Source organism: Pseudomonas sp. KH_024_B2 (assembly GCF_057839965.1).
On record NZ_CM174502.1, the window covers coordinates 4,931,149 to 4,953,607 of the forward strand.

Sequence of the window (22,459 nt, forward strand, 5' to 3'; positions counted from 1 at the left end):
AACGCTGAAGCCCGCCGCGCCCAATAAATGTACAAAACGCCGATTCAGAGCAGCACCACGTCATATTGTTCCTGGGAGTACATGGTTTCGACCTGGAACCGGATGGTCCGTCCGATAAACCCTTCCAGTTCCGCGACGTTCCCCGACTCTTCGTCGAGTAACCGGTCAACCACTTTTTGATTGGCCAACACTCTGTAGCCCACGGCCTCGTATGCCCGAGCCTCGCGCAGGATCTCGCGAAAAATCTCGTAGCAAACCGTCTCCGGCGTCTTCAACTTGCCGCGGCCCTGACAACTGCTGCAGGGTTCGCACAATACCTGCTCAAGGCTTTCGCGGGTACGTTTGCGTGTCATCTGCACCAGGCCCAACTCGGTGATACCGATGATGTTGGTCTTGGCGTGATCGCGTTCCAGTTGTTTCTCCAGCGTGCGCAACACCTGTCGCTGGTGTTCCTCATCTTCCATGTCAATGAAGTCGATGATGATGATCCCGCCCAGATTGCGCAGACGCAACTGGCGGGCAATCGCCGTCGCGGCCTCGAGGTTGGTCTTGAAGATCGTCTCTTCGAGATTGCGATGGCCGACAAAAGCCCCGGTGTTGACGTCGATGGTGCTCATGGCTTCCGCCGGATCGACCACCAGATAACCGCCGGATTTGAGCGGCACTTTGCGCTCCAGGGCTTTCTGGATCTCGTCTTCGACTCCGTACAGATCGAAAATCGGCCGCTCGCCGGGATAGTGCTCGAGGCGGTCGGCGATTTCCGGCATCAGTTCCGCGACGAACTGCGTGGTTTTCTGAAAAGTTTCCCGGGAATCGATGCGGATCTTCTCGATCTTCGGGCTGACCAGATCGCGCAAGGTGCGCAAGGCCAGACCCAGATCTTCATAAATCACGCTCGGCGCACTGATGGTCTTGATCTGCTCGGCGATCTGATCCCACAGCCTTCGCAGGTAGCGGATGTCCATCAGGATCTCATCGGCACCGGCGCCTTCAGCCGCGGTACGCAGGATGAAGCCACCGGCTTCCTTGATGCCTTCTTTCGCCACGCAGTCGCTGACCACCTGTTTCAAACGCTCGCGCTCGGCTTCGTCTTCAATTTTCAGGGAAATGCCGACGTGAGCGGTGCGCGGCATGTACACCAGATAGCGTGACGGAATCGACAGCTGGGTAGTCAGGCGCGCGCCCTTGGAGCCGATCGGATCCTTGGTGACTTGCACGACAATACTCTGCCCTTCATGGACCAGGGCGCTGATGCTTTCCACCGCCGGGCCTTCGCGCATGGAAATTTCCGACGCGTGAATGAATGCCGCGCGATCCAGGCCGATATCGACGAACGCCGCCTGCATGCCCGGCAGAACCCGGACCACCTTGCCTTTATAGATATTGCCGACAATCCCGCGTTTTTGGGTGCGCTCGACATGCACTTCCTGCAGAACACCGTTTTCGACCACCGCCACGCGCGATTCCATCGGCGTGATGTTGATCAGAATCTCTTCACTCATGGCAGGGTCTCGCTCAGGCGTATTCACAATAATGGCCGCGTCAGTCAGGTACGGCGCTTAGCGCACTGTAAGGTTTTGCCAACAGGGTATGCCGAAATGGCCGAGCAGCTCGAAGGTTTCGCACACAGGCAGGCCAACGACCGCTGAATAACTGCCATTGAGCCCCGCGACAAACACCGCTCCCAGCCCCTGAATCCCGTAGCCACCGGCCTTGTCCAGCGGCTCGCCGCTGGCCCAGTAAGCCGCGGCCTCTTCGCGACTGATCGGCCGAAACCGCACCAGACTGCGGACCACCCGCGACTCACAACGTTGGCCGTCAAGCACGGCTATGGCGGTCAGGACTTCATGTTCACGGTCGGACAGCGCCATGAGCATGGCCACGGCATCGGCTTCATCGACCGGCTTGCCGAGAATCTGCCCGTCGAGCACTACGGCGGTATCGGCACCCAGCACGCAAATCGGTGTCGCGGATTCGCTGACCGCAAGCACCGCGCGCCCGGCCTCGGCCTTGCCGCGCGCCAGACGCTCGACATAGGCCGCAGGGGATTCGTCAATCAGAGGAGTTTCATCGATGTCCGCGCTGATGGCGGTAAAAGGCACGCCGATCTGCGTCAGCAGTTCACGTCGGCGTGGTGAGCCAGAGGCCAGATAGAGCGGGTTCATCAAGACATCTCCCTGTCGAGGTACGGGCAAATGCCTGACCGGATCAATTGATTTTGTAGCGGCGACTCAGCCCACGCAAACCGAAGCTGACCCACGGCCAGAGCAAGGCGCTGACCAATGCCGGCAATACCAGCGCCAGAGTCGGTTGACGGTTACCGGTCAGCGCACTGAGCCACAGCTGAACCAGTTGGGCCAGACCGAAGATCACCAGTATCACCAGGCTTTGCTGCCACATCGGAAACATGCGCAAGCGCTGCTGCAACGACAGCACCAGGAAAGTAATCAGCGTCAAAATCAGCGCGTTCTGCCCCAGCAACGTGCCATACAGCACGTCTTCCGCCAGACCCAGGCACCAGGCGGTGACCATGCCGACTTTCTGCGGCAGCGCCAACACCCAGAAGGCCAGCAACAGTGCCAGCCACAACGGACGCAGGATCTCCATGAACTGTGGCAACGGCGAAATGCTGAGCAACAGACCAATGGCGAACGTCAGCCAGACCATCCAGCCATTGCGCGAATGAACACCTGCCATTATTGCCTCTCCCGAGTGGTGGTCGCCGGGGCCGCAACAGGCGGTTTCGCCGCTGCCGGGGTGGCCGGTTTGACCGGGCGCGCAGAGGTATGAACGACCGGTTTGGGCACGGCAGCTGGCGCCGGCGCTGCGACCACCGGAGCGGCGGCCGGGACAACAGCAGGCGCTGGCGGCGTGACAGGTTTGGGAACGGTTGCCGGAATGATCGGGGCTGCGCCGTTTTGCTGATCCTGCGCTTCCTGAGCTTGCGCGGCGTCGTTGGCGCGCTCTTCGGCGGTACGGGTATCGCTGAACACCAGCAACAGATAACGGCTGCGGTTCAACGCGGCGGTCGGAACGGCCCGAACGATTGCGAATGGCTGGCCGGAGTCATGAATCACTTCCTTGACCGTGGCCACCGGGTAGCCCGCCGGGAAACGCTGACCCAAGCCGGAGCTGACCAGCAGGTCGCCTTCCTTGATGTCCGCGGTGTCCGCCACATGGCGCAATTCCAGGCGTTCCGGATTACCGGTACCGCTGGCGATGGCACGCAGACCATTGCGGTTCACCTGGACGGGGATGCTGTGAGTGGTGTCGGTCAACAGCAACACACGAGAGGTGTACGGCATCAACTCGACCACCTGGCCCATCAAGCCGCGGGCATCGAGCACCGGCTGACCGAGGACCACACCGTCACGCTCACCTTTGTTGATAATGATGCGATGGGTGAACGGATTGGGGTCCATGCCGATCAACTCGGCCACTTCAACCTTCTCGTTGACCAGCGCGGAAGAATTGAGCAACTCGCGCAGCCGAACGTTCTGCTCGGTCAAGGCCGCCAGTTTCTGCATGCGGCCTTGCAACAGCAGGTTTTCGGTCTTGAGTTTTTCGTTTTCGGCGACCAGTTCGGTGCGGCTGCCAAATTGACTGGCAACACCTTGCCATAGCCGCTGCGGCAGGTCGGTGATCCAGTAAGACTGCATCAACACCAGCGACATTTGGCTACGCACTGGCTTGAGCAGTGTGAAGCGGGCATCGACCACCATCAGCGCGACCGATAGCACGACCAGCACCAACAAGCGCACGCCCAGTGAGGGGCCTTTGGTGAAAAGCGGTTTAATAAGCCGCTCCTCCCAGGCAAATGTTCTCGTTATTCATACGGCATCAAACCGGCCTGGAGCAGATTGACAGAAGATAAACGCCAACAGGCAGCACTGCAAAGTGCTGCCTGGGAGCGGAACAGCATAGATGCATCCGGCGAAATTATTCGCTGGAGAGCAAGTCCATGGTGTGCTTATCCATCATTTCCAACGCACGGCCACCGCCGCGAGCAACGCAGGTCAACGGGTCTTCGGCAACGATCACCGGCAGACCGGTTTCCTGGGCCAGCAATTTGTCCAGGTCACGCAGCAAGGCGCCGCCGCCGGTCAGTACCAGACCACGCTCGGCGATATCGGAAGCCAGTTCCGGAGGCGATTGCTCCAAAGCGCTTTTCACCGCCTGAACGATAGTTGCCAGAGACTCTTGCAGAGCTTCCAGCACTTCATTGGAGTTCAGGGTAAATGCCCGTGGCACGCCTTCAGCCAGATTACGGCCGCGAACGTCGACTTCACGGATTTCGCCGCCCGGGTAGGCAGTACCGATTTCCTGCTTGATGCGCTCTGCGGTGGACTCGCCGATCAGGCTGCCGTAGTTGCGACGCACATAAGTGATGATCGCTTCGTCGAAGCGGTCGCCGCCAACCCGTACGGATTCGGCGTAAACCACACCGTTCAGGGAGATCAGTGCGATTTCAGTGGTACCGCCACCGATATCGACGACCATCGAACCGCGGGCTTCCTCAACCGGCAGGCCGGCACCGATCGCTGCAGCCATTGGCTCTTCGATCAGAAACACTTCGCGGGCACCGGCACCGAGGGCCGATTCACGGATGGCACGACGCTCAACCTGGGTGGACTTGCATGGAACGCAGATCAGTACACGAGGGCTAGGCTGCAAAAAGCTGTTTTCGTGAACCTTGTTGATAAAGTACTGCAGCATCTTTTCGCAAACGCTGAAGTCGGCGATCACGCCATCCTTCATCGGACGAATGGCAGCAATGTTGCCCGGTGTACGGCCGAGCATACGCTTGGCCTCGGTGCCGACGGCAACGACACTTTTCTGGTTACCGTGCGTCCGAATGGCCACAACCGATGGCTCATTCAGGACGATTCCGCGCTCGCGCACGTAAATAAGGGTGTTGGCAGTGCCCAGGTCAATGGAAAGATCGCTGGAAAACATGCCACGCAGTTTCTTGAACATGGGAAAGGGACCCTAGGCAACGCGTGGGTAAAAAAGTGCGGCAAACTCTAACAACGACAGGGATTTTGGGCAAGGCGCCAATATGTTAAATTGACCGCTTTTCCGTGCACCAACCCCCACAATCGCGGCCTTATGACCGTAGAAATGCGGTAGTGTTCCGACAATCTAACACACGGATAGCATCCGTTCTGTTTTCCTTCCACTGGAGAATCCCATGGCGCTTGAACGCTCCGACGTGGAAAAAATCGCTCATCTGGCCTGTCTTGGCCTGAATGAAGCCGATCTTCCACACATCACTTCCGCCCTGAACAGCATTCTCGGGCTGGTCGATGAAATGCAGGCTGTGAATACCGACGGTATCGAGCCTCTGGCCCACCCACTGGAAGCCAGCCAACGCCTGCGCGCAGACGTGGTGACCGAGAGCAATCATCGCGAGGCCTATCAGTCCATCGCGCCAGCGGTCGAAAACGGCCTGTACCTGGTTCCGAAAGTCATCGACTAAAGGGAAAGAGCCTGCAATGCATCAATTGACTCTGGCCGAGATCGCCCGCGGACTCGCCGACAAAAAGTTTTCTTCTGAAGAGCTGACCAAAGTGTTGCTGGCGCGTATCGCCCGGCTCGACCCTCAGCTCAACAGTTTCATCAGCCTCACCGAAGATCTCGCGCTGACGCAGGCCAAGGCCGCAGACGTCCGCCGCGCGAACGGTGAGAGCGGCGCCCTGCTCGGCGCGCCGATCGCCCACAAGGACTTGTTCTGCACTCAGGGCATTCGCACCAGCTGCGGCTCGAAGATGCTCGATAACTTCAAGGCCCCGTACGACGCCACCGTGGTCGCCAAACTGGCCGCTGCCGGCGCCGTGACCCTGGGCAAGACCAACATGGACGAATTCGCCATGGGCTCGGCCAACGAATCGAGCTACTACGGCGCAGTGAAAAACCCGTGGAACCTCGAACACGTACCGGGCGGTTCATCAGGAGGTTCAGCGGCTGCGGTGGCTGCTCGCCTGTTGCCAGCCGCGACCGGCACCGACACCGGCGGCTCGATCCGCCAACCGGCGGCGCTGACCAACCTCACCGGTCTGAAACCGACCTACGGTCGCGTTTCGCGCTGGGGCATGATCGCTTACGCCTCCAGCCTCGATCAGGGCGGCCCGATGGCACGCACCGCTGAAGACTGCGCAATTATGTTGCAAGGCATGGCAGGGTTCGATCCGCAGGATTCCACCAGCATCGACGAGCCCGTGCCGGATTACAGCGCCGGTCTCAACGGTTCGCTGCAAGGTCTGCGCATCGGTGTGCCAAAGGAGTATTTCAGCGCCGGTCTCGACCCGCGCATCGCCGACCTGGTTATGGCCAGCGTTGAAGAGCTGAAAAAGCTCGGCGCCGTGATCAAGGAAATCAGCCTGCCGAACATGCAGCACGCGATTCCTGCGTACTACGTGATCGCCCCGGCGGAAGCGTCTTCCAACCTGTCGCGTTTCGACGGCGTGCGTTTCGGCTATCGCTGCGAAGACCCGAAAGACCTGATCGACCTGTACAAGCGTTCCCGTGGCGAAGGTTTCGGCCCGGAAGTGCAGCGCCGGATCATGGTCGGCGCCTACGCGCTGTCGGCCGGTTACTACGACGCCTACTACCTGAAGGCGCAGAAGATTCGTCGTCTGATCAAGAACGACTTCATGGCTGCCTTTAATGAGGTCGACATCATCCTCGGCCCAACCACGCCGAACCCGGCCTGGAAGCTCGGCGCCAAGAACAGCGACCCGGTCGCTGCGTACCTGGAAGACGTCTACACCATCACCGCCAACCTCGCCGGTCTGCCGGGCTTGTCCATGCCTGCAGGTTTTGTCGATGGCCTGCCGGTCGGCGTGCAGTTGCTCGCCCCGTATTTCCAGGAAGGCCGCCTGCTCAACGTTGCGCATCAGTACCAGTTGAATACCGACTGGCACACGCGCACCCCAACAGGCTTCTGAGGAGAAACACATGCAATGGGAAGTCGTGATCGGGCTGGAGATTCATACCCAGCTCGCCACCCAATCGAAGATTTTCTCCGGTAGCGCCACCACGTTCGGCTCCGAGCCCAACACCCAGGCCAGCCTGGTAGACCTGGGCATGCCCGGCGTACTGCCGGTGCTGAACCAGGAAGCGGTGCGCATGGCGGTCAAGTTCGGCCTGGCCATCGATGCCGAAATCGGCCAGCACAACGTGTTCGCCCGCAAAAACTACTTCTACCCGGATCTGCCCAAGGGCTACCAGATCAGCCAGATGGAATTGCCGATCGTCGGCAAAGGTCATTTGGACATCGCGCTGGAAGACGGCACGGTCAAACGCGTCGGCATCACCCGCGCGCATCTGGAAGAAGACGCCGGCAAGAGCCTGCATGAAGAGTTCAGCGGCGCCACCGGCATCGACCTGAACCGCGCCGGCACGCCATTGCTGGAGATCGTCTCCGAGCCGGACATGCGCAGTGCCAAGGAAGCCGTGGCCTACGTCAAGGCGATCCACGCACTGGTACGTTACCTGGGCATCTGCGACGGCAACATGGCCGAAGGTTCGCTGCGCTGCGACTGCAACGTCTCGATCCGCCCCAAAGGCCAGGTCGAGTTCGGCACACGCTGCGAGATCAAGAACGTCAACTCGTTCCGCTTCATCGAGAAGGCGATCAACACCGAAGTGCGTCGCCAGATCGAGCTGATCGAAGACGGCGGCAAGGTCATTCAGCAGACCCGCCTGTACGATCCGAACAAAGACGAAACCCGCGCAATGCGCAGCAAAGAGGAAGCCAACGACTACCGTTACTTCCCCGATCCGGACCTGCTGCCGGTGGTCATCGAGGACTCGTTCCTCGCCGACATCCGCGCCACCCTGCCGGAGTTGCCACCGCAGAAACGCGAGCGCTTCCAGGAACAGTTCGGTCTATCGGTCTATGACGCCAGCGTCCTGGCCACCAGCCGCGAGCAAGCCGATTACTTCGAGAAAGTCGTGAGCATCGGCGGCGACGCCAAGCTGGCGGCCAACTGGGTGATGGTTGAACTGGGTAGCCTGTTGAACAAACAGGGCCTGGACATCGATCAGTCGCCGGTCTCGGCCGAGCAACTGGGCGGCATGCTGCTGCGCATCAAGGACAACACCATCTCCGGCAAGATCGCCAAGGTGGTCTTTGAAGCCATGGCCAACGGCGAAGGCAGCGCGGACGAGATCATCGACAAGCGCGGCCTCAAGCAAGTGACCGACACCGGCGCGATCTCGGCGGTGCTGGACGAAATGCTCGCAGCCAACGCTGAACAGGTCGAACAATACCGCGCGGCCGATGAAGCCAAACGCGGCAAGATGTTCGGCTTCTTCGTCGGCCAGGCAATGAAAGCCTCGAAAGGCAAAGCCAACCCGCAACAGGTCAACGAACTGCTGAAAAGCAAGCTCGAAGGCTGATTGCAATGGAGCCAGATTTTCAGCCTGGCTCCATTCCCTGTGGGAGCGAGCTTGCTCGCGAAGGCGGTTCGGCACTCAATACAAGGTTGACTGTCAGAATGCATTCGCGAGCAAGCTCGCTCCCACATTTGTTTCGGGGATACCTTTTATGAAGCGTCTACTTAGCGCTTGTGCCCTGCTCTCTCTGCTGGCCGGTTGTGCCAGTCAGGACGTCGACATTGATCCGCACGGTTATGACAAAACCGGCACAGCCTCCTATTACGGTGCCAAACACCATGGCAAACGCACCGCCAGCGGTGAGCGTTTCAACCAACATGCCTTGACCGCCGCCCATCGCCAATTGCCGTTCGGCACGCGGCTGAAGGTCACCAATCTGAGCAATGACAAAACTGTCGTGGTCCGCATCAACGACCGCGGACCGCATACCCGTGGCCGTTTGATCGACTTGTCACGCGAGGCCGCCGAACAACTGGGCATGCTGCGCAGCGGCACCGCTCGGGTTCGTATGCAAGCCATCGACGATTGATAGACGGAGCCTGAACATTTTCGGACTGACCGATTTACCGCTGCTCAGCGTGATTCAGTTACTCAGCGGCCTGGTGTTATTGATCGCCGGTGCCGAGCTCATGGTGCGCGCCGCCGTGCGCCTGGCCGCCCGGCTGAACGTCCGCCCGCTGATCATCGGCCTGAGCATCGTCGCCTTCGGCAGCAGCGCACCGCAGATGGCCGTGAGCTTGCAAGCAACCCTGTCGGCAAACACCGACATCGCGGTCGGCAGCGTGATTGGCAGCAGCATCTTCAACATCCTGGTCACCCTTGGCCTGTCGGCACTGATCATTCCACTGCGGGTTTCCCGGCAGCTGGTGCGGCTGGACATCCCGCTGATGATCGGCGCCAGTCTGTTGGTATTCGTGCTGGCCTGGAACGAAGAGCTGACGCCACTGGATGGCCTGGTACTGCTGACGGCGCTGGTGCTGTATCTCGGGCTGTTGCTGCGCCAGTCGCGGCATTCGGCCCGCCGCCTTCAAGCCAGCGATGATGACGGCGCCGCAAGAGCCCGAGCCCCCTGGTTCAGCAGCCTGGTGATCATGCTCTGCGGCCTGGCTTTGCTGATTTTCGCCGGCCATCTGCTGCTGGACGCAGCAGTCGAAGTGGCTACCGACCTGGGGCTATCGGAACGCATCATCGGGCTGACTATCATTGCGGTCAGCACCTCGCTGCCGGGGCTCGCCACCTCGCTGATCGCTGCTTTTCGCGGTCAACGGGATATCGCCGTGGGCAATGTGATCGGCAGCAACCTGTTCAACCTGTTGGGGGTGCTGGGCTTCGCCGCGCTGGTGGCGCCGACGCCTTTATCCGTGTCGCCTAATGCGCTGGATTTCGACCTGCCGGTGATGCTCGGAGTTGCCGTGCTGTGCCTGCCAGTGATCTATTCGGGCTACCGGATTACCCGTGCCGAAGGCCTGCTGTTCTTGAGTTTGTACCTGGCCTACGGACTGCACGTGGTGTCGTTCACCACCGGCATGCCGCTGGCCGGCAAGCTGGAACACTTGATGCTGTTTTACGTCCTGCCGGCGCTGGTGGCGTTTCTGCTGTTCACGTCACTGCGCGCCTGGCGTCGCCAACACAAAAGGGAATCGCCATGACCGACCAAAAGCCTAGGTTTTCAAAAGCAGCCGGCGTTGAAATGCGTCGCCAAGTGATGGGCGATGCCTTCGTCGACCGTGCACTGGGCAATGCCACCGAGTTCACCCAACCGCTGCAGGACTTCGTCAACGAGCACGCTTGGGGCGGTGTCTGGAACCGCGAAGGTTTGCCGCTGAAAACCCGCAGCCTGATCACCCTCGCCGCCCTCACCGCCTTGAAGTGCCCGCAGGAATTGAAAGGCCACGTGCGCGGCGCACTGAATAACGGCTGCACCGTGGAAGAGATTCGTGAAGCGCTGCTGCACTGCGCGGTGTATGCCGGCGTGCCCGCTGCAATCGATGCGTTTCGTGCGGCGCAGGAAGTGATTGATGAGTATCAGAAGACCGAGTAAGTAGCCGAAATCTGTTTTGGCAGACCCATCGCAATCGCGAGCAAGCTCGCTCCCACAGTGGTCAGGTGTCGACCACAAAAAGTGTGGGCACCATCGATAAAGTGTGGGAGCGAGCTTGCTCGCGATTGGATCTAAAGAACCCCGCAAAACCCAAGGCTAAATCCACCCACCCCACTGCAACAGAAAAATCCCGATATTGGTGGTCACCGCCGCCATCAGCGTGGTGATCACAATGATTGCCGCCGCCAACTCGTGATTGCCGTTGGCCTGCCGGGCCATGACGAAGCTGGCGGCGGCCGTCGGGCTGCCGAAGTACAGAAACAGAATGCCCAACTCCGGTCCGCGAAAGCCCCACAGCCAGGCGCCGAACGTTGCCAATATCGGCAAACCGATCATCTTCACCAGGCTGGAACTCAACGCCAGCTCACCACTTTTACGCAACGCCGCCGCCGACAGCGTGCCACCGATGCAGATCAACGCCAGTGGCAAAGTCATCTTCGCCAGATACCCACCGGAGGTTTCCAGCCAGTTGGGCAAACCGATCTGAAACCAGGCGAACGGCACCGCGGCAATCACGCTGATGATCAATGGGTTACTGAGCACGCTTTTAAGGATGCTCCATGGATCGGACTTGATCACCGGGCTGTAGACCGCCAGCACAATGCTCGAGAGAGTGTTGTAAAACACAATCACCAGCCCCGCGAGAATCGCCCCGAGGGAAATCCCGTAATCGCCATACATGCTCGCGGCCAAGGCCAGACCGATGACGCCGTTATTGCCGCGAAAAGCGCCCTGGGTGTAGATCCCGCGATCTTCCCGCGGGCAACGCCAGATCGCCCAGCCCCAGGCAATGGCAAAACCGACCAGCGTGGCAATGGCGAAATAGATCAGCAATGACGGCTGCAGCGCCGAATGCAGATCGGCATGCAGGATGCCAAGAAACAACAACGTCGGCATGGTGACGTTGAACACCAGGGCCGACGCGGTGTGGATAAAGTTGTCGTTGATCCAGTCAATGCGCTTGAGCAACACGCCCAAAAACAACATGGCAAACACCGGCGCGGTGATGTTCAGGGTTTCGAGGAAGATTGCCAGCATGCCGGGGGGAACCTTGTGCCTGTCGTTAGGGGGCTAATGATAAGCCAACAAGAACCCTTGCGTCTGGTAGACCGCTATCGCGAGCAAGCTCGCTCACAGTGGATCTTCTTTGCGGCACACAATGTGTTCACACCGGAGATCTCTGTGGGAGCGAGCCTGCTCGCGATAAACGATAACGCGGTCTCAGGTAATAGGCGCAGGCGTACCACGCCCGGTGGTGAACACATGCAGGTTCATCCCGGCCGCCAGTTGCAAGGTGCCGCAGACAAAATCACTGGCCGGCGTCGCACAGAAGATCAGACCTTTACGCTTGAAGCGTTCGCCTGAACCACCATCCCTACGCCGTCACCACTTGCTCGACCAGGTGACCACCCTCGATACGCACATGCCGTGGATGGAAACGCTTGAGACTGCTGCGATGCCCGACGCTGATGATGCTCAAGCCCGGCAACTGATGAATCAAGGCTTGATAGAGCGCCGCTTCGTCCTCTTCATCCATCGCCGAAGTCGCTTCGTCCATGTACAGCCACTGCGGGGCATAAAGCAGCGCGCGGGCAAAGGCCAGGCGTTGCTGTTCGCCCGGCGACAACATGCGCTGCCAGTGGTTGCTCTCATCCAGGCGCGGGATCAGGTGCGGTAAACGACAGGTCTCCAGTACTTGCACATAACGCTCGTGAGGATAAACGTCTCCCGGCTGTGGATAACTCAAGGCTTCGCGCAGGCTGCCAATCGGCAGATAAGGCTTTTGCGGCAGGAATAGATAGCGCTGGGCCGGCACGCGGATATTGCCGTGGCCGTTGGGCCAGAGACGGCCCATGGCCCGCAGCAAGGTACTTTTGCCGCTTCCGGAACGGCCACTGAGCATCAGTCGCTCACCGGCCGTAACGGTCATGTTGGCGCCGGCGAGCAGGTGGCGGCCGTCGGCCAGGTCCAGCCCCAGGTTATGCACTTTCAGCTCATCACCCTGGCTCTGCACATCGATCGATGGCGAGCGCTCTTCGTTTTCGGTCATGGCCTGGCGGAAGCTCAGCAGACGATCGCAGGTGGCACGCCACGCGGCGAGGTCCGCGTAGGCACTGATGAACCAGCTGAAACTCTCCTGGACGTTGCCGAAGGCCGAGCTGATTTGCATCAGTTCACCGAGTTCAATCTTGCCGGAGAAGTAACGCGGTGCGGCGACCATGAACGGAAAGATGATAGCGATCTGGTTGTAACCGGAAGTGAAGAAAGTCAGACGCTTGGACACCTTCATGATGTCCCAGAAGTTGTGCCAGACCATCCCGAAGCGGCTGCTCAGGCGGCGGTTCTCATTCGGCTCGCCGTTGTACAACGCGATGCTTTCGGCATTTTCGCGAACCCGGACCATAGAAAAACGCAGGTCGGCTTCGAAGCGTTGTTGGTTATTGTTCAGGCCGATCAAGCGGCGACCGATCAAATGCGTCAGCCAGCTGCCAACCGCGGCATAGATCAGCACGCACCAGAACATGTAGCCGGGAATGGTAAAGCCGAACACCTCGATGCTGCCGGACACGCCCCACAGGATGATCGAGAACGACACCAGGCTGACGACATTTTGGATCAACCCAAGGCCCAGGCCCAAGGTGTTGGTGGTGAATTTGTTGAGGTCTTCAGAAATCCGCTGGTCCGGGTTATCGGTGTAACCGCCCTGCTCCAGTTGGTAGTAATTCTTGTCGCCGAGCCAGCGGGCGAAGTGTTTTTCGGTGAGCCAGGCTCGCCATCGGATGGTCAACATCTGGGTCAGGTACAGTCGGTACACCGCGCCGATGATCGCCACCGCTGCAATCGCGCAGAAATACAGGATCAGTGTCCAGAACGCCGCCTCGTCCTTCTTTTGCAGGGCGTTGTAGAAATTCTTGTACCACGTGTTGAACCACACCGAAATTGCCACGCTGATCAGCGACAGCGCGATCACGGCGATTAACAGCGTCCAGGCCTTGCCCTTCTCCTCACTGCGCCAGTACGGCGTGGTCATCTTCCAGACCCGCCGCAAAAACTGCCCACGCACGGCATCATTGACCGCAGAATATTCAGCGTTCTGATTCATTGTTCAGGCTCTATAGGGAAAAGAACACGCGTCGAACCGATCATAGATGATCGGCCCGGGTTATCGCGAGTCTGGAGACAGTCGTTCAGCGCCCGTTCAGCGGCGAACGGGACGCTTCTGCAGTTTGCGCTGCAGGGTGCGGCGATGCATGCCCAGGGCGCGGGCAGTGGCGGAGATGTTGCCTTCGTGTTCGGTCAGTACGCGCTGGATGTGCTCCCATTGCAGGCGGTCCACCGACATCGGGTTTTCCGGCACCAGGGTGTCGAGGTCGGCATGCTCGGAAAGCAGCGCGGCCAGCACGTCATCGGCGTCCGCCGGTTTGCACAGGTAATTGCAGGCGCCGCGCTTGATGGCCTCGACCGCGGTGGCGATGCTCGAGTAGCCGGTCAGGATCAACACGCGCATTTCCGGATCGAGCTCGAGCAGCTTGGGCAGCAACACCAATCCCGAGTCGCCGTCCATTTTCAGATCCAGCGCAGCGTAATCCGGTATGTCCAGCTGGGCGATGGTCAGGCCCTCTTCAGCGGAACCTGCGGTGCTCACGCGAAAACCACGGCGGCTCATGGCGCGCGCCATGACGCGGGTGAAGGTAGCGTCGTCGTCTACCAGCAATAAATGCGGCAGTTCTTCGCCTTCGACTTGGATCTCGTCACTCATGTTCGTCTCCTCGGGCGACACGGGGCAGGCGCAGCTCGGTGAGCGTACCGCCGTCCTCGTGACTGTAGAGTTTCACTGAGCCGCCGGCGCGTGTCACGCTGGCCTTGCTCAAAAACAGGCCCAGGCCGAAACCTTTGCCCTTGGTGGTAAAAAATGGCTTGCCGATCTGCTCGGCAATCGCCAGCGGCACACCGGCGCCGTGGTCGCGAATGCTGATGGTGAGGTTTTCGGCATCCCAGTCCAGATGCACTTCCAGGCCTTCGGGGCAGGCATCGGCGGCGTTGTTCAGCAGGTTGAGCAAGGCCTGGGTCAGGTCCGGCGGCGGCGCCAGACGCGGTACCTCGCCCTGGCCCAGACGCTGGAGGCGATAACTGGCCTCCGGGCGCATCAGGTGCCAGCGGTTCAGCGCTTCGTCGAGCCAGTCGGTGACGTCCTGCATGTCCACCGCCAGGCGGCGATTGGCTTCAGCAGCGCGGACCAATTGCTGCAAGGTTTCCTTGCACAGCTTTACCTGATCCTGGAGAACGCTCAAGTCGTCCTGCAGCAGCGGGTCGTGGTGGTCCTGGCGCATCTCCTTGAGCAGCACGCTCATGGTCGCCAGCGGCGTACCCAGTTCATGGGCGGCGCCGGCGGCTTGCGTGGCCACGGCCAGCAGTTGCTGATCGCGCAGCCCTTCTTCGCGGCGGATCGCCCGCAACTCTTCCTGACGACGCAGTTCCTCGGCCATTCTCGCGGCGAAGAAGGTAATCACCGCTGCGGCCAGGGCAAAGCTTAGCCACATGCCATAGATCTGCATCTTCTCCCGGGCGATCGGGAAAGTCTCCAGCGGATAGAACTGCGCCAGCAGCAAGGTATAGAGCGTCAGGGCAATCCCGGAAAGGATCACCGAATAACGCCAGGGCAAGGTCACTGCGGCGATGGTCAGCGGCACCAGGTAATAGGACACGAAGGGGTTGGTCGAGCCACCGGAGAAATACAGCAAGGCACTGTGGATAAACAGGTCACAGGCCAGTTGCACGGCGTATTCCAGCTCCGTCACCGGCCACGAGGTACGCAGGCGAATGGCGGTGAAGGCACACAGCAACATCGAGCAACCGAGGGTCAGCGCCAATTGCAACCAGGGCAACGGCAGCAGATCGAACCAGTAGGCGAGCCCCACCGAACCGGCTTGGGCGGCCAGTACCAGGGTGCGGATGAAGGTCAGTCGCCAAAGGTTCTGGCGAGTGGCGGAAAGCAGTTGAACGGGGGCGAGCATGAGCTCTCCTGATGAGCGCTCCAGGCGGATCGCGTCGAGTATAACCAAGCCGCGCCCCGCACAGGCAAACTGCGGCAAACGGCCACATGGCAGTGAGGTCTGTGGTGAATGTAATGCCGCCTTCGCGGGCAAGCCCGCTCCCACAGGTATTGTGGTGTTCTTGTGGGAGCGGGCTTGCCCGCGAAGCAGTCGCCTCGGTTCCACTTGTATAGAAGTTGTAACCGGGTGAACCGGATAATAGAAGCTACAGTCTGATGGTTTCACGCAGGCCCGGACCACAATCCCTGCGGATCGCACTCAAGGAGATTCCATGCATACATTCAGCCGCAGCGCCGCCCTTCTCGCCCTCAGCGCTGGCACCCTCGCCAGCCTGCCAGCATTGGCCGTCGACGAGCTTCATTACAACCAGATTTCCCTGCGCGCCGAAGTCAGCCAGGAAGTGGCCCGCGACCTGATGATCGTGACCCTCTACACCGAGGAACAGAACACCGACCCGGCCAAACTCGCCGCTGACGTCAGCACCACCATGAACAAGGCGCTGGCCCAGGCCAAACAGATCAAGGACTTGACCTTGCGTCAGGGCAGCCGCAACAGCTACCCGATCTACGACTCCAAAGGCCAGAAAATCACCGGTTGGCGCGAACGTGCCGAACTGCGCCTGGAAAGCTCGGACTTCGCCGCACTGTCCAGGCTGACCGGCGAGTTGCTGACGGACCTGAAAATGGGCGGCATGGATTTTGCCATCGCCAACCCGACCCGCAAGGCCAGCGAAGATACCTTGCTCAAAGAAGCCGTCGGCGCCTTCAAGGCTCGCGCACAACTGGCCACCGAGGCACTGGGTGGCAAGAGTTACAAAATCGTCAACCTGAACCTCAACACCAGCGGCTACCCACAACCGCACATGCGCGCCCCAATGATGATGAAAGCCGCCAGCATGGATTCAGCGCCAGTCACCCCGGAAGTCGAAGCCGGCACCAGCCAGGTCAGCATGACGGCCGATGGGGCGATTGAGGTGTTGATGCCTTAAGGCAGCGAATCAGTCCGGCCTGTGTTGGCTATGGCGCCGTCATCGCGAGCAGGCTCGCTCCCACATATATTCTGTGCTGATCACATAATCGTGACCTCATGCAGATCCAGTGTGGGAGCGAGCCTGCTCGCGATTGGGTCTTCAATTCACTGATTCCTGGGTTCTCACGCCCGATCGCTGATTCGCAGCGACGGACAGAAGGTTTAGGCAAGCTCCAACTCCCACGCAACCGCCAAAACGCGTTAGAAAAGTGCTTAAGGCCCATAAAGGGAAAACACCTTGAAAGGGCTGGCTGTAAAAGCGAAACCCTAAGTGGCCGTTACCGCAGGAATGGATATGTACACCAGCGAGAGCCAGGCCGGCTATAAGGCCGCCTTCGCGAGCAAGCTCGCTCCCACATTTGATCTGTGTACAACCGCAAGAGATGGGTCGGTCACAAGGCCGCCATCGCCTGCGGCAACCCCTACAGATCCGTCCGGCAGGCCAGACGCCTGCTATGGTTAGGTATGAATAAGTAACACCCTAGCGCCCCTATCAAGTGCGCCAGACGCTCCGACCGCCCCTTGCAAGACGTCAAATGCACCGAAAAAAGCGCTCGCAAACGGTCAAATGCGTCAGAACTTATACGAATGCGACATTCCTGTACGTTCGTTCCACTGTTTAACGTTTGTGGCCGCCTGGGATCTTGCATTGGGTATGGAGCCTGCATAAGTATCGGCAGGTCGACTCACGAGGTCGTCCTCTAACTCAAAAAATGACAACAAATCATGAGGCCACCATGCTCAAACACGCGGTCATTCCGTTTTTAGTCGGCGCAGGCTTGTTAGCTAGCGCACCATTCGCCCAAGCGGCGACTAACCTGGTGTTCTGCTCCGAAGGGAGCCCGGCCGGCTTTGATCCAGGCCAGTACACCACCGGAACCGACTTCGACGCCTCTGCAGAAACCATGTTCAACCGCCTGACTCAGTTCGAACGCGGCGGCACCGCTGTTGTTCCGGGTCTGGCAACCAGCTGGGACATTTCCCCGGACGTACTGACTTACACCTTCCACCTGCGTGAAGGCGTCAAGTTCCACACCACCGCGTATTTCAAACCGACTCGTGAGTTCAACGCCGACGACGTGCTGTTCACCTTTAATCGCATGATTAACAAGGATGACCCGTTCCGCAAAGCGTACCCGACCGAATTCCCGTACTTCACCGATATGGCCATGGACACCAACATTGCCAAGGTCGAGAAAGTCGACGATCACACCGTCAAGTTTGTGCTGAACAGCGTTGATGCTGCCTTCATCCAGAACCTGGCCATGAGCTTCGCCTCGATCCAGTCCGCGGAGTACGCCGCCCAGCTGCTCAAGGAAGGCAAACCAGGCGACATCAACCAGAAGCCGATCGGCACTGGCCCGTTCGTATTCAAGAGCTACCAGAAAGACTCCAACATCCGCTACACCGGGAACAAGGACTACTGGAAGCCTGAAGACGTCAAAATCGACAACCTGATCTTCGCCATCACCACCGACCCATCGGTACGTATCCAGAAGCTGAAGAAAAACGAGTGCCAGATCACCCTCTTCCCTCGTCCGGCCGACCTTAAGGCACTGCGCGAAGACAAGACCCTGAAGCTGCCAGAACAGGCCGGTTTTAACCTGGGTTACATCGCCTATAACGTAATGCCCGTGCTCAAGGGCCGCACCGACAACAACCCATTGGCCGACCTGCGGGTCCGTCAGGCGCTGGACATGGCGGTGAACAAACCACAGATCATCGATTCGGTGTATCAGGGCGCCGGCCAACTGGCTGTCAACGCCATGCCGCCAACCCAGTGGTCCTACGACACCACGATCAAAGATGCCAAATACGATCCTGAGAAAGCCAAAGAGCTGCTCAAGGAAGCAGGCATCAAGGAAGGTACCCAGATCACTCTGTGGGCCATGCCGGTTCAGCGTCCGTATAACCCGAACGCAAAATTGATGGCTGAAATGCTGCAGTCGGACTGGAAGAAAATCGGTCTGAACGTCAACATCGTCAGCTACGAATGGGGCGAGTACATCAAGCGTTCCAAGGGCGGCGAGAACCAGGCGATGATCATCGGCTGGAGCGGCGACAACGGTGACCCGGACAACTGGCTCAACGTGCTGTTCGGCTGCGACTCCCTGGCCGGCAACAACTTCTCCAAATGGTGCAACAAGGACTTTGACAAGCTCGTCAAAGATGCCAAGAAAACACCTGACCAGGCGAAGCGCACCGAACTGTACAAGCAGGCGCAACACCTCCTCAAAGACCAGGTCCCGATGACACCTATCGCTCACTCGACGGTGTTTCAACCCATGCGCACGACTGTGCAGGATTTCAAGATCAGCCCGTTTGGCTTGAACTCCTTCTACGGCGTCAGCGTCAGCAAATAAGGTCTGGCAACGGCGGCGTCCCTGACGTCGCCGTTGCTTTACCTGCCAGGCCCGAAGAATTCGCCTACACCAAAAATCACTGCGTACTACAGCAGCGGTTTTAGGACGTGTCGCCTTTTCCTACGTGTCTATCAGGCCTTACGCATTTACTCCCGCGCCTGCGACTCATACCGTCGAGGCACGGCAGTTCTGCGATTTTGGCCGGCACCGCTGCACGTGATGGTTTGGGATCAGCGATACCTGCACGTCCCCGGACGGGACAGTTGCTCGCTGATCAATACACTAAAAAAAGAGGGAGCGTCATGCGCCATACCTTGGTTTTATCCGCATTGCTGGGCACCGGTCTGTTGGCCGGCACATCGATCAGCCAGGCCGCCAGCAATAGCCTGGTGTTTTGCTCTGAAGGCAGCCCGGCGGGCTTCGACACCGCGCAGTACACCACTGCAACCGACAACGATGCCGCCGAACCGCTTTACAACCGTCTGGCCGAGTTCGAAAAAGGAGCTACCAGTGTCGTACCGGGCCTGGCGACAAGCTGGGATATCTCCGAAGATGGCTTGAAATACACTTTTCACCTGCGCGAAGGGGTGAAGTTTCATACCACCAAGTACTTCACACCGAGCCGCGACTTCAACGCCGATGATGTGCTGTTTACCTTCAATCGCATGCTCGATCCCGAGCAACCTTTTCGTAAGGCTTACCCGACCGAGTTTCCGTATTTCAACGGGATGAGCCTGAACAAGAACATCGCCAAGGTCGAGAAGACCGGGCCGCTGACCGTGGTCATGACGCTGAACTCGGTAGACGCCGCGTTCATTCAGAACATATCCATGAGTTTCGCCGCGATTCTTTCGGCCGAATATGCGGACCAACTGCTCAAGACCGGAAAGCCCAGCGATATCAATCAGAAGCCGATTGGTACCGGGCCGTTCGTGTTCCAGCGTTATCAGAAAGATTCGCAAATCCGTTACGCCGGCAACAAACAGTACTGGGACCCAAGCCGGGTCAAACTCGATCAGCTGATTTTCGCGATCAACACCGATGCCTCGGTGCGCGTGCAGAAGCTCAAGGCCGGCGAATGCCAGGTCACCCTGCACCCACGCCCGGCCGATGTCGAGGCACTGAAAAAAGACCCGAAACTGCAGCTCATCGAGAAGCCCGGATTCAACCTCGGCTACATCGCCTACAACGTTCGGCACAAACCCTTCGACCAGCTCGAAGTGCGTCAGGCGCTGGACATGGCGGTGAACAAACAAGGCATCCTGAACGCGGTGTATCAGGGCGCCGGGCAACTGGCGGTCAACGCCATGCCGCCGACCCAATGGTCCTATGACGACACTATCAAAGATGTCGCCTACAACCCGGAAAAAGCCAAAGAGCTGCTCAAGGCCGCCGGGGTCAAGGAAGGCACGGAAATCACTCTATGGGCTATGCCGGTACAACGCCCGTATAACCCCAACGCTAAACTGATGGCCGAAATGCTTCAGTCCGATTGGGCGAAGATCGGGCTCAACGTCAAGATCGTCAGCTATGAATGGGGCGAGTACATCAAACGCACCAAGAATGGTGAACACGACGTCAGCCTGATCGGCTGGACCGGCGACAATGGTGACCCGGACAACTGGCTGGGCACCCTGTACAGCTGCGATGCGATTGGCGGTAACAACTACTCCATGTGGTGTGATCCGCAATACGACAAGCTGGTCAAGCAAGCCAAGATCGTCACCGATCGCGAGCAACGCACGGAGCTCTACAAACAGGCTCAGCAATTGCTCAAGCAGCAAGTACCGATCACCCCTATCGCCCACTCGACGGTCAACCAGCCATTGAGCGCCAAAGTCGAAGGTTTCAAGGTCAGCCCCTTCGGCCGTAACGTCTTTTCGGGTGTCAGCATCACTCCATAAATAACTAACCGGATCCAAGGAGAGCGAATTTCGCTCTCCCGCACTCGTGTTGCCTGAAATCGGCGAACCAGCCATTAGCAATCGTTTGCGATGCCTTGATTGAGTTCAAAACCAATAGTCGGATCAGCAAAAAAGACCGGCATTAAACAAGAAAGAAAAGGAGCTTCACCCATGAAACTGAGCAGCACCGCGTTATTAGCCTTGGCCATCAGCAGTATTACAGCCACCGCCTACGCAGAAAGCGTTAGCCAGGAATTCGTTCCGACCCAACTCAACAGCACCAACGCCCAGGCAGAAGCCAAAGGCTTTATCGACGGCCAAAGCGTTTCTGGTAGTACCCGTAACTGGTACTCCAACGAAATGCTCAAGCGTGGGGGAAAATTCGAGTACGAGAAGCACGGCCAGACCATCGAGACTTCCCGTCGCATCAACTGGGTTCAGGGCACTATCCTGAACTACACCTCGGGCTTCACCCAAGGCACCGTGGGTTTCAGCACTGAAGTCGCAGCCTACAACGCGGTCGCGCTGGACCGTAGCCGCAAGGACATTGCCGGCGGCGGTAACCGTACCCAGGCGCACGCCAACGGTGAAGCAGTAGACCAGTGGAGCAAACTGGGTCTGGCCAACGTCAAGGCGCGTATTTCCAACACCACCCTGACCGCCGGCCGCCAGAACTTCAGCAGCCCGATCGTTGACGTGATCGGCAACCGTCCGCTGCCTTCAAGCTTCCAGGGTGTGGCCTTGCACAGCGAAGAACTCGACAACCTGTCGTTTGACCTCGGCACCTTCGACCGCGTATCGCCACGTAGTGAGCAAAGCCTGTCGAAATTCCGCTCCGAGTACACCAACAACAGCTCAATTGAAACCGATCACGTGAACACCGCCGGTCTTAACTATCAACCGTTCAAGAGCCTGAAAACCAGCCTCTACGCCACCAAGGTCGAAGACTTCTGGAACCAGTACTACTTCGGCGCCACTCACGAACTGGGCGACAGCTCGGTCCTGAGCCTGACCACCGGCCTGAACTACTACAAAACCGTCGACACCGGCAAAAAAGAGATGGGTGAAATCGACAACGACACCTACTCCCTGTCATTCGGCCTGACTCACCAGGCTCACACCGTGACCTTCTCCTATCAGGAAGTTGCCGGTAACGAATACTTCGACTACCTGCACGAAACCAACGGTATTTACCTGGCCAACTCCCTACTGTCCGACTTCAACGGCCCGAACGAGAAGTCCTTTCAGGTTGCCTACGGCCTGAACATGGCTGCGTACGGCGTCCCTGGTCTGAAGTTCAATGTCTACAACGCACGCGGCTGGGGTATTGACGGGACTCACTACAAGGGCACCGCCTACAAAGTGAACCAGATGGACGGCGAAAACCATTACGAGTACGGCATCGGCGCTGCCTACGCTGTTCAAAGCGGCCCACTGAAAGCCACCGCGATTCGCGCGACCTACACTGCGCACCGTGCGAGCAAAAACCAGTCCGACGGCAGCCTCAACGAATTCCGTCTGGTCACCACCATTCCATTCAACATTCTCTAAAACGCCAGTTGAACGGCGGACTCATGACGAATCCGCCATTCAAGCCAGCCTGGTTCA

General features: G+C 58.9%; 19 protein-coding genes and 1 pseudogene. 10 read left to right on the forward strand and 10 right to left on the reverse strand.

Translation table 11 applies throughout. The features are described from left to right. Positions 1-44 precede the first annotated feature (44 nt). The 5 genes from rng to mreB all read right to left on the reverse strand — a co-directional run bounded on the left by rng (position 45) and on the right by mreB (position 4,977). Complete coding sequence (gene rng, locus AC3I0A_RS22910) at positions 45-1,502, reverse strand: ribonuclease G (RefSeq protein WP_489374863.1); 1,458 nt, start codon at positions 1,500-1,502, stop codon at positions 45-47. Positions 1,503-1,559: 57 nt separating this feature from the next. Beyond that, positions 1,560-2,165 carry a Maf family protein gene (locus AC3I0A_RS22915; RefSeq protein WP_489374864.1) on the reverse strand — a complete coding sequence of 202 codons (606 nt, stop codon included), beginning with the start codon at positions 2,163-2,165 and terminating at the stop codon, positions 1,560-1,562. Positions 2,166-2,208: 43 nt separating this feature from the next. Then, positions 2,209-2,697 carry a rod shape-determining protein MreD gene (gene mreD, locus AC3I0A_RS22920; RefSeq protein WP_489374865.1) on the reverse strand — a complete coding sequence of 163 codons (489 nt, stop codon included), beginning with the start codon at positions 2,695-2,697 and terminating at the stop codon, positions 2,209-2,211. Further along, positions 2,697-3,767, reverse strand: coding sequence for a rod shape-determining protein MreC (mreC, locus tag AC3I0A_RS22925; RefSeq protein ID WP_489378578.1), 1,071 nt, complete (start codon positions 3,765-3,767; stop codon positions 2,697-2,699). The genes mreD and mreC overlap by 1 nt, the downstream gene beginning before the upstream one ends. A gap of 172 nt (positions 3,768-3,939) precedes the next feature. Further along, on the reverse strand, positions 3,940-4,977 hold the full coding sequence (gene mreB / locus AC3I0A_RS22930) for a rod shape-determining protein MreB (protein ID WP_015093487.1): 1,038 nt from the start codon (positions 4,975-4,977) through the stop codon (positions 3,940-3,942). Positions 4,978-5,191: 214 nt separating this feature from the next. Between mreB and gatC the strand changes: the two genes are divergently transcribed. From gatC to AC3I0A_RS22960, 6 genes are all read left to right on the forward strand, one after another. Beyond that, the gene (gene gatC, locus AC3I0A_RS22935; RefSeq protein ID WP_003197816.1) at positions 5,192-5,479 is read left to right on the forward strand and encodes an Asp-tRNA(Asn)/Glu-tRNA(Gln) amidotransferase subunit GatC; all 288 of its coding nucleotides are present in this window, start codon (positions 5,192-5,194) and stop codon (positions 5,477-5,479) included. A 16-nt stretch (positions 5,480-5,495) separates the two neighbouring features. Beyond that, entirely contained in the window at positions 5,496-6,947 is a 1,452-nt protein-coding gene (gene gatA / locus AC3I0A_RS22940) for an Asp-tRNA(Asn)/Glu-tRNA(Gln) amidotransferase subunit GatA (RefSeq protein ID WP_489374866.1), read from the forward strand. 10 nt (positions 6,948-6,957) lie between these two features. Next, entirely contained in the window at positions 6,958-8,403 is a 1,446-nt protein-coding gene (gene gatB, locus AC3I0A_RS22945; protein ID WP_489374867.1) for an Asp-tRNA(Asn)/Glu-tRNA(Gln) amidotransferase subunit GatB, read from the forward strand. A 148-nt stretch (positions 8,404-8,551) separates the two neighbouring features. After that, on the forward strand, positions 8,552-8,929 hold the full coding sequence (locus AC3I0A_RS22950; RefSeq protein WP_489374868.1) for a septal ring lytic transglycosylase RlpA family protein: 378 nt from the start codon (positions 8,552-8,554) through the stop codon (positions 8,927-8,929). A gap of 49 nt (positions 8,930-8,978) precedes the next feature. Further along, the gene (locus AC3I0A_RS22955; protein ID WP_489374869.1) at positions 8,979-10,049 is read left to right on the forward strand and encodes a calcium/sodium antiporter; all 1,071 of its coding nucleotides are present in this window, start codon (positions 8,979-8,981) and stop codon (positions 10,047-10,049) included. Then, the gene (locus tag AC3I0A_RS22960) at positions 10,046-10,441 is read left to right on the forward strand and encodes a carboxymuconolactone decarboxylase family protein (RefSeq protein WP_489374870.1); all 396 of its coding nucleotides are present in this window, start codon (positions 10,046-10,048) and stop codon (positions 10,439-10,441) included. Before AC3I0A_RS22955 ends, AC3I0A_RS22960 begins: the two co-directional genes overlap by 4 nt. 156 nt (positions 10,442-10,597) lie before the next feature. Here AC3I0A_RS22960 and AC3I0A_RS22965 read toward each other — a convergent pair whose 3' ends face one another. From AC3I0A_RS22965 to AC3I0A_RS22985, 5 genes and pseudogenes are all read right to left on the reverse strand, one after another. Further along, the gene (locus AC3I0A_RS22965; protein ID WP_489374871.1) at positions 10,598-11,539 is read right to left on the reverse strand and encodes an AEC family transporter; all 942 of its coding nucleotides are present in this window, start codon (positions 11,537-11,539) and stop codon (positions 10,598-10,600) included. A 198-nt stretch (positions 11,540-11,737) separates the two neighbouring features. Then, positions 11,738-11,869 (reverse strand): annotated as a pseudogene (locus tag AC3I0A_RS22970) (hypothetical protein); the annotation flags it as partial. Positions 11,870-11,876: 7 nt separating this feature from the next. Further along, positions 11,877-13,604 (reverse strand): ABC transporter ATP-binding protein/permease, encoded by a 1,728-nt coding sequence (locus tag AC3I0A_RS22975; protein ID WP_489374872.1) that lies wholly within the window; start codon positions 13,602-13,604, stop codon positions 11,877-11,879. A gap of 96 nt (positions 13,605-13,700) precedes the next feature. Further along, on the reverse strand, positions 13,701-14,261 hold the full coding sequence (locus AC3I0A_RS22980; protein ID WP_489374873.1) for a response regulator transcription factor: 561 nt from the start codon (positions 14,259-14,261) through the stop codon (positions 13,701-13,703). Next, complete coding sequence (locus AC3I0A_RS22985; protein ID WP_489374874.1) at positions 14,254-15,516, reverse strand: ATP-binding protein; 1,263 nt, start codon at positions 15,514-15,516, stop codon at positions 14,254-14,256. Before AC3I0A_RS22985 ends, AC3I0A_RS22980 begins: the two co-directional genes overlap by 8 nt. Positions 15,517-15,826: 310 nt before the next feature. Here AC3I0A_RS22985 and AC3I0A_RS22990 point away from each other — a divergent pair, with 310 nt between their 5' ends. From AC3I0A_RS22990 to AC3I0A_RS23005, 4 genes are all read left to right on the forward strand, one after another. Then, positions 15,827-16,543 carry an SIMPL domain-containing protein gene (locus tag AC3I0A_RS22990; protein ID WP_489374875.1) on the forward strand — a complete coding sequence of 239 codons (717 nt, stop codon included), beginning with the start codon at positions 15,827-15,829 and terminating at the stop codon, positions 16,541-16,543. 778 nt (positions 16,544-17,321) lie between these two features. Beyond that, positions 17,322-18,947, forward strand: a complete 1,626-nt coding sequence (locus AC3I0A_RS22995) for an ABC transporter substrate-binding protein (RefSeq protein WP_489374876.1) — start codon at positions 17,322-17,324, stop codon at positions 18,945-18,947. Positions 18,948-19,249: 302 nt separating this feature from the next. Continuing rightward, complete coding sequence (locus AC3I0A_RS23000) at positions 19,250-20,851, forward strand: ABC transporter substrate-binding protein (protein WP_489374877.1); 1,602 nt, start codon at positions 19,250-19,252, stop codon at positions 20,849-20,851. A gap of 171 nt (positions 20,852-21,022) precedes the next feature. Next, positions 21,023-22,402 carry an OprD family porin gene (locus tag AC3I0A_RS23005; protein ID WP_489374878.1) on the forward strand — a complete coding sequence of 460 codons (1,380 nt, stop codon included), beginning with the start codon at positions 21,023-21,025 and terminating at the stop codon, positions 22,400-22,402. The last annotated feature ends 57 nt before the right edge of the window (positions 22,403-22,459 follow it).